Origin of the sequence: Paraburkholderia bonniea (assembly GCF_009455625.1) — a bacterium.
Taxonomy (GTDB): domain Bacteria; phylum Pseudomonadota; class Gammaproteobacteria; order Burkholderiales; family Burkholderiaceae; genus Paraburkholderia; species Paraburkholderia bonniea.
This window is the reverse complement of record NZ_QPEQ01000002.1, coordinates 742968-755894: the sequence shown is the minus strand read 5'-3', so window position 1 is coordinate 755894 and position 12927 is coordinate 742968. Positions and strand designations below refer to the sequence as shown.

The 12927-nt window shown below is 59.2% G+C and carries 9 protein-coding genes; 6 read left to right on the top strand and 3 right to left on the bottom strand.

Annotated elements, in window-relative coordinates:
• The first annotated feature begins 10 nt into the window (after nt 1–10).
• Nucleotides 11–1996 (top strand): DNA topoisomerase IV subunit B, encoded by a 1986-nt coding sequence (locus tag GH656_RS17015; RefSeq protein WP_153077208.1) that lies wholly within the window; start codon nt 11–13, stop codon nt 1994–1996.
• 80 nt (nt 1997–2076) lie between these two features.
• Nucleotides 2077–4395 (top strand): DNA topoisomerase IV subunit A, encoded by a 2319-nt coding sequence (gene parC / locus GH656_RS17010; RefSeq protein WP_153077207.1) that lies wholly within the window; start codon nt 2077–2079, stop codon nt 4393–4395.
• A gap of 41 nt (nt 4396–4436) precedes the next feature.
• On the opposite strand, the gene GH656_RS17845 is transcribed toward parC, so the two are convergent.
• Nucleotides 4437–4682, bottom strand: a complete 246-nt coding sequence (locus GH656_RS17845; protein ID WP_174769818.1) for a hypothetical protein — start codon at nt 4680–4682, stop codon at nt 4437–4439.
• 87 nt (nt 4683–4769) lie between these two features.
• On the opposite strand from GH656_RS17845, the gene GH656_RS17000 reads away from it, so the two are divergent.
• Nucleotides 4770–5222: a CopD family protein gene (locus tag GH656_RS17000; protein WP_153077206.1), complete on the top strand. Its 453-nt coding sequence runs from the start codon at nt 4770–4772 to the stop codon at nt 5220–5222.
• Nucleotides 5223–5368: 146 nt separating this feature from the next.
• Here GH656_RS17000 and GH656_RS16995 read toward each other — a convergent pair whose 3' ends face one another.
• Nucleotides 5369–6343: a LysR family transcriptional regulator gene (locus GH656_RS16995; RefSeq protein WP_153077205.1), complete on the bottom strand. Its 975-nt coding sequence runs from the start codon at nt 6341–6343 to the stop codon at nt 5369–5371.
• 216 nt (nt 6344–6559) lie between these two features.
• Here GH656_RS16995 and GH656_RS16990 point away from each other — a divergent pair, with 216 nt between their 5' ends.
• The 3 genes from GH656_RS16990 (at nt 6560) to GH656_RS16980 (ending at nt 10269) form a co-directional block, all read left to right on the top strand.
• The gene (locus GH656_RS16990; protein WP_153077204.1) at nt 6560–7870 is read left to right on the top strand and encodes an MFS transporter; all 1311 of its coding nucleotides are present in this window, start codon (nt 6560–6562) and stop codon (nt 7868–7870) included.
• A gap of 31 nt (nt 7871–7901) precedes the next feature.
• Nucleotides 7902–9161 carry a Zn-dependent hydrolase gene (locus GH656_RS16985; protein ID WP_153077203.1) on the top strand — a complete coding sequence of 420 codons (1260 nt, stop codon included), beginning with the start codon at nt 7902–7904 and terminating at the stop codon, nt 9159–9161.
• A gap of 79 nt (nt 9162–9240) precedes the next feature.
• A complete protein-coding gene (locus GH656_RS16980) occupies nt 9241–10269 on the top strand; it encodes a histone deacetylase family protein (RefSeq protein WP_153077202.1) in 1029 nt (342 codons plus the stop codon).
• 56 nt (nt 10270–10325) lie between these two features.
• Here the strand turns inward: GH656_RS16980 and GH656_RS16975 are convergent, their stop codons facing one another.
• Nucleotides 10326–12716, bottom strand: a complete 2391-nt coding sequence (locus tag GH656_RS16975) for a bifunctional diguanylate cyclase/phosphodiesterase (protein ID WP_153077201.1) — start codon at nt 12714–12716, stop codon at nt 10326–10328.
• Between the last annotated feature and the right edge of the window lie 211 nt (nt 12717–12927).

The window sequence follows — 12927 nt, the reverse complement described above, 5'->3', positions numbered from 1 at the left end:
CAAACAAGCCATGTCCACAAAAAAGCCAAACGCCGCCTATAGCGAAGCGTCGATCAAGGTGCTCAAGGGCCTTGAGCCGGTCAAGCAGCGGCCCGGCATGTATACGCGCACTGAAAACGCGCTGCACATCATCCAGGAAGTGATTGATAACGCATCCGACGAAGCGCTCGGGGGCTATGGGCGGCAGATTGTTGTCACCCTGCATGCGGACCAGTCTGTTTCAGTCGAAGACGACGGGCGTGGCATCCCATTCGGCTTGCATCCCGAAGAAGGCGTGCCCGTGGTCGAAATCGTTTTTACCCGGCTGCACGCGGGAGGCAAGTTCGACAAGGCTGCTGGAGGGGCTTATACGTTCTCGGGTGGGTTGCATGGCGTTGGCGTGTCAGTGACCAATGCGTTGTCTACGCGTCTGGACGTCACCGTCTGGCGCGATGGCAAGGTAGCCGAACTAGGCTTTGCCAATGGCGATCTGGTCCGCCCGCTGACAGTGCGTGCCGCGACGCGGGGCGAAAAAAAATCCGGCACTCGGGTGACCGCCTGGGCTAATCCGCAATATTTTGATTCGCCCAATCTGCCGTTAGGCGAGCTGCAACGCTTGCTGCGCTCCAAGGCCGTGTTGCTGCCGGGGGTTGAAGTCACGCTGGTCAACGAAAAAAGCGGCGAACAGCAAACGTGGAAGTACGAGGACGGCTTGCGCGGTTATCTGCTGGAAGGTATGTCCGGCGCTGAGCTACTGATTCCGTTATTCGAAGGCGAGCGTTACGCCGAAAACACCCGCTCGAACGATGACACCTTTGCCGAAGGCGAAGGCGCTTCGTGGGTGGTCGCGTGGAGCGAAGAGGGCTCGCTGATGCGTGAATCCTACGTCAACCTGATCCCCACGCCAGCCGGTGGCACGCATGAATCTGGCTTGCGCGATGGCTTGTTTCAGGCGGTCAAAAGTTTTGTCGAAATGCATAACCTCCAGCCCAAAGGCGTGAAGCTGCTGGCAGAAGACGTGTTTGCCCGCGTCTCGTTCGTGCTGTCCGCGAAGGTGCTGGACCCTCAGTTTCAAGGGCAGATCAAAGAGCGGCTGAATAGCCGTGACGCGGTGAAACTGGTCTCGTCCTTTACGCGTCCGGCGCTGGAGCTATGGCTGAACCAGCATGTCGAGCACGGCAAAAAACTCGCTGATCTCGTAATTAAGCAGGCTCAGGCGCGCACGCGCGCTGGGCAGAAGGTCGAAAAACGCAAAAGCTCTGGCGTGGCGGTGCTACCAGGCAAGCTGACCGATTGCGAATCGACCGATATCAAACGCAATGAACTGTTTCTGGTTGAGGGTGATTCGGCAGGTGGCTCCGCCAAGATGGGCCGCGACAAGTCGTTCCAGGCCATCTTGCCGTTGCGCGGCAAAGTGCTGAACACCTGGGAAACCGAGCGCGACCGGCTGTTTGCAAATAACGAAGTCCACGATATTTCAGTGGCGATCGGTGTCGATCCGCATAACCCGGATGACACGGTGGATCTGTCGAATCTGCGCTACGGCAAGATTTGCATTTTGTCGGACGCTGATGTGGACGGCTCGCATATTCAAGTGTTGCTGCTCACGCTGTTTTTCCGCCACTTTCCGCAACTGATCGAGCTCGGTCACGTGCATATCGCGCGGCCGCCGCTGTTCCGGGTGGATGCGCCCGCGCGTGGCAAAAAGCCCGCGCAAAAGCTGTATGCGCTGGATGCCGGTGAGCTGGACGCGATTCTCGACAAGCTGCGCAAAGATGGGGTGCGTGATACCCAATGGGCGATTAGCCGTTTCAAAGGACTGGGAGAAATGAATGCCGAGCAGCTCTGGGATACGACGATGAACCCCGACACACGCCGGCTTTCACCGGTCGCGCTGGGCGAGCTGGATTACGACATGACCGTGGCCCGGATGACGATGTTGATGGGCAAAGGCGAGGCCGCATCACGGCGCAGCTGGCTGGAAGAGAAAGGCAACGATGTTGAGGCCGATATCTGAGTACCCAGGTTTCAAGGCGCTTTATGCGCGTAAAGTCGCGCGCCCTGTCCCAGGGCCAACAGAATTGATACGGAAGCGAGATGGATACAAATACGCCTGATTTTTTCAGCGAACCGGAGACGCCGGAGAGCGATGTTCTGACGCTCGGCAATTACGCGGAGCGTGCGTATCTTGATTACGCAGTTAGCGTGGTTAAAGGCCGTGCGCTGCCAGACGTCTGCGATGGGCAAAAGCCGGTTCAGCGCCGCATCCTGTATGCGATGAACGAGATGGGCTTGAGCGATAACGCGAAGCCAGTCAAGTCGGCACGCGTCGTGGGTGATGTGCTGGGTAAATATCACCCGCACGGCGATCAGTCCGCCTATGACGCGCTGGTGCGACTGGCGCAGGATTTTTCGCTGCGTTATCCGCTGATTGACGGGCAGGGCAATTTTGGCTCCCGCGATGGTGATGGTGCTGCGGCGATGCGTTATACCGAAGCGCGTCTGACGCCCATCGCCAGGCTGCTGCTGGACGAAATTGGCCAAGGCACGGTTGATCTGATGCCGAACTACGATGGTTCGTTTCAGGAGCCCAAGCTGTTGCCGGGCCGCTTGCCGTTTGTGCTGCTCAACGGCGCGTCGGGCATTGCGGTTGGCCTTGCCACTGAGATCCCATCGCATAACCTGCGTGAGGTGGCGGCGGCTGCGGTGGCACTGATCCGCAATCCGAAGATGACGCATGCAGAACTGATGCCGCTGATTCCCGGACCGGACTTCCCAGGTGGCGGCCAGATTATTTCGAGCGAGGCGGAAATTGCTGCCGCTTATGAAACCGGCCGTGGCAGCCTCAAGGTGCGGGCGCGCTGGAAAATCGAAGAGCTGGCGCGGGGCCAGTGGCAACTGGTGATTACCGAATTGCCGCCCAATACTTCGGGCCAGAAAGTGCTTGAAGAAATTGAAGAGCAGACCAATCCCAAGATCAAGCCAGGCAAGAAAACCCTGACCCCCGAGCAGGCCGAGGGTAAGCAGGCCATGCTCGCATTACTCGACGCTGTGCGCGATGAGTCCGGCAAAGATGCACCGGTGCGGCTCGTGTTCGAACCTAAATCGAGCCGCATCGACCAGACCGAATTTATTAATTCGTTGCTGGTGCATACCGGGCTCGAATCGAATGCATCGCTCAATCTCGTTGTGGTGGGTGCGGATGGCCGTCCTTGCCAGAAAGGTTTGCTGGAGATTCTGCGGGAGTGGGTTGGTTTTCGCGTTATCACGGTGACGCGGCGCACGCAGCACCGGCTCGCCAGGGTCAACGACCGGATTCATATCTTGCAAGGCCGGATGATCGTCTTTTTGAATATCGACGAAGTCATTCGCATCATTCGTGAATCGGACGAAGCAAAAACCGCGTTGATGCGCGCGTTTGATTTGTCCGAGCGCCAGGCCGATGACATCCTCGAAATTCGTTTGCGCCAGTTGGCACGGCTTGAAAAAATCAAACTCGAAAAAGAACTGGCAGAACTCAATGACGAAAAGAGCCGTCTGGAAGAACTGCTGGGTAGTGAAAGTGCGCTCAAGCGCTTGCTGATCAAAGAAATTGAAGGCGATGCAAAGCAGTATGGTGACGCGCGCCGTACGCTGATTCAGCCTGAAAAACGCGCAACTTTTGAAGCCCGGGTGGTCGATGAGCCAGTGACCGTGGTGGTTTCCCAAAAGGGTTGGGTGCGAGCGCTCAAGGGCCACGGGCTGGATGTGGCGAGCTTCACGTTCAAGGCAGGTGACGGGCTGTACGCGGCATTTCCGTGCCGCACCCCGGACACGCTGATTGCATGGGGTAGCAAAGGGCGGGTGTATTCCGTGGCGGTGGCCTTATTGCCAGGCGGGCGTGGTGATGGCGTGCCGTTGACCTCGCTGATTGAGCTGGAAAGTGGCACACATCTCTTGCATTACTACGCCGCCGCAGCCGATCAACTGTTATTGCTGGCGTCGAGTAACGGCTTTGGTTTTGTGGCGAAGGTGGGCGATATGGTGAGCCGGGTCAAGGCTGGCAAAGCGTTCATGACGATTGATGCGGATGCTGTGCCGCTGACACCGATGCCGATGCTGCCTGATGCCAGCGCGGTGGCTTGTCTTTCCGGTGGCGGACGCCTGCTGGTGTTTGGCCTTGATGAGATCAAAACGCTCTCCGGTGGCGGGCGTGGCGTGACGCTGATGGCGCTTGAGGGGGCCGAGCCTTTGCTGCAGGCGTTAGCGATCAGTCAGGCAGGTGTCGTGCTGACGGGTACCGGGCGGGGTGGCAAGGCTGCGGAAGAAACTCTGGCGGGCATCGCGCTGGCACCGCATATCGGCAAGCGGGCGCGCCGTGGCCGGGCACCAGAAACCAAACTTAAAGTGACCGGGTTGAGGCCTGTGCTGGTTTGAGTTTTAGCGACCACGCAGCACGCTTGCTTGACCATGCCCGGTCAAGCCAAGCCGACGCACAAAAAACGGTTTGTCGACGAAGCCAGCTTGCTGGCTGTGGCCCGGCGATCACAGATCGAAGAAACCTCGAAAACAAAAGGAACTGCCCGCTTGGCGAGCAGTCGAATGCGATTCGCCAGACGCCAGACGCCAGACGCCAGACGCCAGACGCCAGACGCCAGACGCCAGACGCCAGACGCCAGACGCCAGACGCCAGACGCCAGACGCCAGAAATTTGAAACGCTCACGACGCGCGGCAGGTTGTCCATTGCCACGAGTGTTTCGGATGCCCCCGATGTTTGCCCCAGCACATTTTTTCCCCACTTAGGACCCTCATGATTTATGCGATCAAAGCCGCTTTTTTCCTGCATTTGCTTGGCGTTGCAGTGTGGGTCGGCGGCATGGTGTTCGCCCACTTTTGCCTGCGCCCTGCGTTAGCCGATCTCTCACCGCAACTGCGTTTGCCACTTTGGGAAGCAGTATTCGGGCGGTTTTTCAACTGGGTCGCGGTAGCCGTACTGGTGATTCTGCTGTCGGGCGGATTTCTGCTGAGCTGTTCTGGCGGCGCACACGCAACGTGGCCACTGCATACGATGGCGGGTCTTGGCATCGTGATGATGCTGATCTTCGGCCACATCCGTTTTGCGGTATTTCCGCGCATCCGCCGTGCAGTGCAAGCGCAGAACTGGCCTGATGGCGCGCGGGCGGTGGGGACGGTGCGCCAACTGGTTCTGGTGAATCTCGTACTGGGTGTCGTGACGATCGGCGTCGCGGTTCTCGCACGTTAACCGCACCCGCACCCGCACCCGCACCCGCACCCGCACCCGCACCCGCACCCGCACCCGCACCCGCACCCGCACCCGCACCCGCACCCGCACCCGCACCCGCACCCGCACTCGCACCCGCACTCGCACCCGCACCCGCACCCGCAGCTTCACTCCCCGTCCAGCGGCTCCAGCCCGAGCCGCTGCGGCATCGAATAGCGCAGCATCGTGCGCTCGAAACTCTCCAGAAACGTCTGCTCCGCCGTGCTCATCTTGCGTTCGCGGTGCCACAGCAGATGCACATCGACATCCACTAGCCCCTCCTCCGGCGGTAACGGCCACAAGCGCTGCCGCGCCAGATCGTCGCGCACGATATGGTCCGGCAGGCAGCCAATGCCATAGCCCGCGTAAATCAGCCGCCGCACTTCGTCGAGACTTGGCGAGGCTGCCACGATGCGCCCGGTGAAGCCCTTCTGATCGCGGAAAACCGTGAGCGGCGAGAGGCTGTCGCCGATCTGGTCGCTGGTGAACGAGACGAAATTCTCATTGAGCAGGTCGCTCATCGTCAGTTGCGTCTGGCCAAACAAACGATGGTGCCGGCCGCAATAAAAGGCATAACGCTGGCGCAAAAAACTGCTTATCTGCAATTTCTCCACTGGATTGCGGCACAGCCCTAGCCCGGCGGTCGCGGTTTTTTGCAGCAGCGACGAAATGATGTCCGACGAACGCATGACTTCGATTTGCACCTCAATACGAGCGTGCGTGCGATGAAACTCCGCCAGAAACGCGTCGTACACCGGCGACTCGATGCGGCTCACGCTAAGCAGGCGGATCGAACCGGTAATGCTTTCGGTGCGCGCGTCCAGTTCGGTTTCGAGGCGCGAGATATCACCGTAGATATCGCTGGCGATGCGGTACACCTCGGTGCCTGCCTGCGTAGTCTCAAACTGGGCCCCGCGGCGTTCGATCAATTTGCGCTCAAGGGTGTCTTCGAGCCGCTTTAGCGCCTGGCTTACGGCCGGTTGGGTCACATGCAGCCGGGCGGCCGCGCGGCTGATGCTGCGCTCCTGAATGATGACGAGATACGTGCGCAAAAGATTCCAGTCGAGGCGGTCATTCAGAAAACGGGTGATATCGGTGCGCATGATTGAGGGACCTTGCGGTATAGGTATTAATTAAATTTATATGCGAAATAATAACTTGAAATTTGACTAATGCTTTATGGCTGGTGATAAACGTCCCACGCACGCTAAAACACACGCAATAGACGTGTGGCGCGGCATTAACCTGCCGCGAAGCGATTAATTTCACCGGTATCTGGCCCAGGCGCTGCCTGCTCGATGCCACAGGAGCTCACAAACATGACTCAGCCTGTTTCTTCCACCCGTCAGCCGGTACGTGCCGCCACGGCGGCATTTATCGGCACGATGATCGAGTGGTACGACTTTTACATCTATGCCACTGCTGCCGCGCTGGTATTTGGCGAGTTGTACTTCCCTTCGCATGATCCGTTTCTCAGCACGATGGCGGCCTTTGGCACCTTTGCGGTGGGCTTTTTCGCGCGGCCTCTAGGTGGCGTGATTTTTGGCCACCTGGGTGACCGGATTGGGCGCAAGAAGGCGTTGATGACCACGTTGATGATGATGGGCGTCGCCACTGTCTGCATTGGTTTGCTGCCAGATTTCGCCACGCTCGGGATTCTCGCGCCGGTGCTGCTGGTGCTGCTGCGCGTGGTGCAGGGCATTGCGGTTGGCGGTGAGTGGGGCGGCGCGGTGCTGATGGCGGGCGAGCATGCGCCTAAGGGGCGTCGCACATTCTTTGCCTCGTTTGCCCAACTGGGCAGCCCGGCTGGCTTGATTTTGTCTTTGGTTGCGTTTCGCGCGGTGACCTCGCTCGACAAGGCGGATTTCCTCGCGTGGGGCTGGCGCTTGCCGTTTCTGGCCAGCGCGGTGCTGCTGATTGTGGGTGTGCTGATTCGCATGGGCGTGAATGAATCGCCCGAATTCAAGCAGGTGCAGGAGGCCAATCGCACCGTGAAGCTGCCGGTGGCGGAAGTGCTGCGCTCGTCGTGGGGCCTCGTGCTGCTGTGCATTGGCGCGAACACGATCGGGATTGCCGGGGTGTATTTCACCAACACTTTCATGATTGCCTACACGACGCAATACGTCGGCATCTCGCGTTCACTGATTCTCGATTGTCTGTTTATGGTGGCGATCATCCAGTTCCTGGTGCAGCCGCTCGCCGCGTTGCTGGCTGAGCGCATCGGTGGCGCGCGTTTTCTCAAGCTGGCGGCTTTGGCAGCGATGGTCTCGCCTTATCCGATGTTTCTGCTGGTGCAAAGCGGCAGCCGGGTGCCGATGGTGCTCGGGATTGCGCTTGCGGTGGTGTGCATGGCGGGTTTTTATTCGGTGATTGCAGGTTTTGTCAGCGGCGTATTTGCCACGCGCGTGCGGTATTCGGCGATCTCGTTGTCGTATCAGGTCTGCGGTGCGGTGGCCGGTGGCTTGACGCCATTGATCGGCACCTGGCTGGCACATCGTTTTATCGGGCAATGGTGGCCGCTGGCGGTGTTTTATACCTGCCTCGCGGGCATTTCGCTGGTCAGCATCATGGCGCTGGATGCCCGCCGCGCGCAGCGTGCCGATGTGACTGAAGCGCTGAGCGCTCACTGACTAACCCCCTGTTTTGTTGCGAGGAACGATCATGACGAAGGTGTTACGTAGCAACGGTGCACGCCTGTGGGCCAGCTTGATGGACATGGCGCAGATCGGCGCGACGCCGCGTGGCGGTGTGCGCCGTCTGGCGCTGAGCGATGAAGACCGCCGCGGGCGCAACTTGTTTGCGCAATGGTGCCGCGAGGCGGACATGACAGTGAGCGTTGATGAAGTAGGCAACCTGTTCGCGCGGCGTCCCGGCAGCGATGCGCAAGCTGCTCCCGTGCTGATTGGCAGCCATCTCGACACGCAGCCCGAAGGCGGGCGGTTTGATGGCGTGTATGGCGTGCTGGCCGCACTCGAACTGGTGCGCACGCTAAACGATGCGCAGATCACCACGCGCAAGCCACTCGAAATCGTTTCGTGGACTAACGAAGAAGGCGCGCGCTTCACCCCGGCGATGCTCGGCTCAGCGGTATTCACCGGCATCACGCCTTTGCACGAGGCGCTGGATAAACGTGATGTTGACGGCATCACGCTGGCGCAGGCGCTCGATAGCAGCGGCTATCGCGGCACGCGTGCGGTAACGGGCATGCCCGTCGATGCGTATTTCGAAGCGCATATCGAACAAGGCCCGGTGCTGGAAGCACATGGCACCACGATTGGCATCGTCACAGGTGGCCAGGCGATTCGCTGGCTGGATGTGGCAGTCAGCGGCATGGCGGCGCATGCGGGCACGACACCGATGCCGTATCGCAAGGACGCGCTGTTCGCCAGCGCGCAGATGGCGGCGGCGCTGGAACAGATCATTGCGCGCCATGCTCCGTTGGCGCTCGTGACGATTGGCCAGCTCGACATCGCCAATGCTTCGCGCAACACGATTGCCGCGCAGGTGAAGTTCAGCGTGGATTTACGCCATCCCGACGATGAGCAGATCGACGTGCTGGAGCGTGAGATGCGCGAGGCGTTCGCCCAGATCGCGGCGGAGCGCGGTGTGAGCGTGGCGCTTTCCACTTACTGGAACAGTCCGGCTACCCCATTTGATACGAGCTGCGTCGAACAGGTTGCTGATGCCGTGGCGCAACTGGGTTATTCGCACGAACGGATTGTCAGCGGCGCAGGGCATGACGCGATCCATCTCGCGCGTTATTGCCCTACGGCGATGGTGTTTATTCCGTGCGTCGATGGTCTCTCGCACAACGAAGCAGAAGACGCATTGCCCGGTGATGTCACATGTGGTGCGGATGTTTTGCTGAATGCGGTGCTGGCGCGCGCGGGTGTGACGGCAGCGGTGCCGGCGTTGGCATAGGCAGCAAGCGCCTGAGCCCCATCCGAGCCACCCGAGTCAGATTGCAGGCGCGTCTGGTGCCCACATACAAGGAAGATTCATGCAGACCTTTTTTCATCCTGAACAACTGCTGCACCATCCGCGCAGCTATCTGTCACGCGGCCAGATGCGCACGCCGCAAGAAGTGCCTGAGCGCGCTGCGCGGCTGGTGGCCGCGACCCAGGCGCTAGGTTTTGATGTGCGCCAGCCGGATGATTTCGGCACGGCAGCAATCGCGGCAGTGCATGACATGAATTACCTGCGCTTTCTCGAAGAGGCGCACAGCAACTGGAAACAGATGCCCGATGACTGGGGCGACGAAGTGATGTCGAACATCTTCGTGCGCGAGCCCAACGCGCTGCGTGGCGTGCTGGCGCAAGCCGCGCGTTATCTGGCCGATGGCAGTTGCCCCGTCGGCGCGAATACATGGCGCTCGGCGTACTGGTCGGCGCAAAGCGCGCTGGCTGCGGCGGCAGCGCTCAACGACGGCGCGCGCGAAACGTATGCGCTGTGCCGCCCGCCTGGCCACCATGCCCGTGCGGATGCAGCTGGTGGTTTCTGCTATCTGAACAATGCGGCGATTGCCGCGCAGTCACTGCGTAGCCAGTACCGGCGCGTGGCCATTCTCGATACCGACATGCATCACGGCCAAGGCGTGCAGGAGATTTTTTATGGCCGCGACGATGTGCTGTATCTGTCGGTGCATGGCGATCCAACCAATTTTTATCCGGTCGTCGCGGGATATGAAGATGAACGCGGCACTGGGGCAGGCGATGGTTTCAACGTTAATTTCCCGATGCCACATGGTTCTACTGAGCAGGTGTTTTTTGACCGGGTAGACGAAGCACTGCGCGTGCTCAAACGTTTTGAGCCGGATGCGCTGGTGCTGGCGCTGGGCTTCGATATCTATCGAGAAGATCCGCAATCCCAGGTGGCAGTGACAACCGAGGGCTTTGGCCGTCTAGGCGCGGCGATTGGCGCGCTGAATCTGCCAACCGCGATTGTTCAGGAGGGCGGCTATCACCTTGAGAGCCTTGAGGCGAACGCGCAATCGTTCTTCAATGGCTTTGGTAGCGCACGCTCAATCTGAGCGTGCAAATGTGCAAACGCGTGAGCGTATGAACGCGAGCGAGCGCCTTCTGCTGCTTACGCGGACTGATGGCTGGCGTTAGCGTCATCATCAACGCTGGTTTGGCGCTCCAGTTCGTAGCAGGTTGGTGCTCGCGTGCCACAGACGCCAAACCGTTCGAGCAGTGCGGGTACGCTTTCGATGGCAACTGGGCGCGAAAACAGAAAACCTTGCGCCTCGATCTGCCCGAGTGCGCTTAACCACGCAACCTGCTCTTCGGTTTCGGTGCCTTCGACCACCACCGTTAGCCCGAGCGAGCGCGCCAGATTCACGATCGCCGTGACCATCACGCAGACGCTGTGGTCGGCTGGAATAGCCTGGATAAACGAGCGGTCCACTTTCAGCGTATCGACCGAAAAGCGGTTCAGATACGACAGCGACGAATAGCCTGTGCCGAAGTCATCCAGTGCGATACGCACGCCTAGCGCTTTGAGCGCGATGATTTTCTCGGAGACGAGTTCCGGATATTCCATCATCGCGGTCTCGGTGATTTCGAGTTCAAGCCGATGCGCGGCGATACCCGTTGTGCGAATCGCCTGGGCGACGATCTCGAGCAGATCGCCGCGCCAGAACTGCACGGCCGAAACATTGACTGCCAGCGTCAGCGCATCCTGGCCTTCGTGCTGCCACTGCGCGAGCTGATGGCACGCGCTCTGAATCACGAAGCTACCCACCGGCACGATCAGTCCAGTTGATTCGGCAACCGGAATAAATTCGCTGGCTGGAATGACTCCGTGCTGCGGATGGTTCCAGCGCACCAGCGCCTCGAACCCTGTAATGCAACGCCGGGTCAGGTCGATCTTGGGTTGATAGGCTAAAAAAAGCTGCTCTTGCGTGAGCGCGATGCGTAACTGCTGCTCCCACTGCATTAGATGATCGGCCTGGTGTGACAGCTGAGGGGCGTAAAACTGATAGCAGTTCTTGCCCGAATCCTTCGCGCTATACATCGCCAGATCGGCTTTTTTCAACAGGTCGATCTCGCTCTCGTTAGCCACGGTATGCAGCGCGATGCCGATGCTGGCATGCAACACGAAGGTGTTGCCCCGCACGGCGAATGGCTGGGCAAAAACGCCGGCGACTGCTTCAGCCAGTTTGATCGCACGCGCTTCCAGATCATCGCCTTTCAGCACGACGACAAATTCATCGCCACCGACCCGGCTTAATGTGCCCTCTCCTTCGACCGCACTGCCAAGACGCGCCGCAGTCATTTGCAGCACGATGTCGCCCGCGTTATGGCCTAGCGTGTCGTTGACCGCTTTGAAGTTATCCAGATCAATAAACAGGAGCGCCAGACGTCCCACATTGCCGCTCTGTCCAACTTCGCGCCGCAGGTCCTGCAGCGTGGCATAGCGGTTGTGCAGACCCGTTAACAAGTCGTACTGGGTCAGGTGAGTCATCTCGCGCTCACGGCCTAGCAATTTGCTGATCAAGCCGGTGCTCACGATAAAAAATGCAATGATGGCGAACGAGATAAAATTAGCCATCAAAAGATAAACTTTGCGGGTGTGATTGTAATCAGCGAATTCTTCTGCTTCCGACAAACCCACCATCACACCGAGCGGATAACCGTCGAGATGGCGGTACGAGGTAATGCGCTTCACGTTGTCCAGCGGATCGATGCCGGTACCGGAAACAGGCTGCACTGGCGGGTAGTTGCCGCTCGCAGAAAAGGTGCCGCCCGTGCCGCTCGTGTTGTCGGCGCTGCCGGTCAGGCGCGCGAGCACGGTGCCGTTATCAGCAATCACTGCAATCACGCCGTCACGGCCAATGGCTGCGTTGTTGTAGAAATCGCTGGTGAAGTAAGCCGGGTCTTCCGACACCACCACGACGCCCGCGAAAGAGCCATCGGGATGGTTCAGGCGGCGGGTCATTTGCAGCGTCCAGTGGCCTGAGATCCGTCCCAGCACGGGCTTGCTGATATAGAGCTCGTCGGTGTTGTGTTCCTGATGAACCTTGAAATGCGCGCGGTCGGAGAGATTGAGCGGCTGGATATGTGGGCTTTCGGTGTTCGCCATCAGCATGCCGTGCTGGTCGATCAACGAGACCTGGATCAGCGTTTCACTTGGCACTACTCCTTTTTCGATGGTGCTGGCCAGCTCGAATTTCTCAGGCGCTTTTTCGAATTCGTACTTCACGAAGCGGGTGATCTGGTCAACCTGATGAATCGCCTTGATGGTGTGCTGTTCAAGCGCCGCCGACAAAATAGCTGCCGAAGCAACCGATTCACGATAGGTGGCTTCTTTTTCAACGGCAAGCCGGGTAGAGATCACGGTCCATAGCAATACCAGCACCAGCACACCCAACAGCGGAATAGCCAGCAGCGCGCGGCGGCGCGGAGGGCCTGGATCACGGCTATGTTTAAGCGCGCGTGCGTTGGGAAAGCGAAACGGGTGCGATGGGCGAGCCATGCTTGATATGCCTTGCAGCAAGAGCTTTATCTGGTCTGGTGACTATTTTTCATTGGATGCGTGCGGCACGAAGCCGGGCAACGGAATCACGTCATGCAGCGCGCATGAACATGTTGGTCAGGATGTCTCAGCCCATTTTTGAGATGGTGTTTGATGGTACTGAATGCTTAAAAATTTAGAAAGTGTTAGGGCTTCGGGTATACGTGCGCTT

Coding starts and splice junctions, on each gene's coding strand:
- GH656_RS17015 (WP_153077208.1), top strand. CDS start 11: ATGTCCACAAAAAAGCCAAACGCCGCCTATAGCGAAGCGTCGATCAAG.
- parC (WP_153077207.1), top strand. CDS start 2,077: ATGGATACAAATACGCCTGATTTTTTCAGCGAACCGGAGACGCCGGAG.
- GH656_RS17000 (WP_153077206.1), top strand. CDS start 4,770: ATGATTTATGCGATCAAAGCCGCTTTTTTCCTGCATTTGCTTGGCGTT.
- GH656_RS16995 (WP_153077205.1), bottom strand. CDS start 6,343: ATGCGCACCGATATCACCCGTTTTCTGAATGACCGCCTCGACTGGAAT.
- GH656_RS16990 (WP_153077204.1), top strand. CDS start 6,560: ATGACTCAGCCTGTTTCTTCCACCCGTCAGCCGGTACGTGCCGCCACG.
- GH656_RS16985 (WP_153077203.1), top strand. CDS start 7,902: ATGACGAAGGTGTTACGTAGCAACGGTGCACGCCTGTGGGCCAGCTTG.
- GH656_RS16980 (WP_153077202.1), top strand. CDS start 9,241: ATGCAGACCTTTTTTCATCCTGAACAACTGCTGCACCATCCGCGCAGC.
- GH656_RS16975 (WP_153077201.1), bottom strand. CDS start 12,716: ATGGCTCGCCCATCGCACCCGTTTCGCTTTCCCAACGCACGCGCGCTT.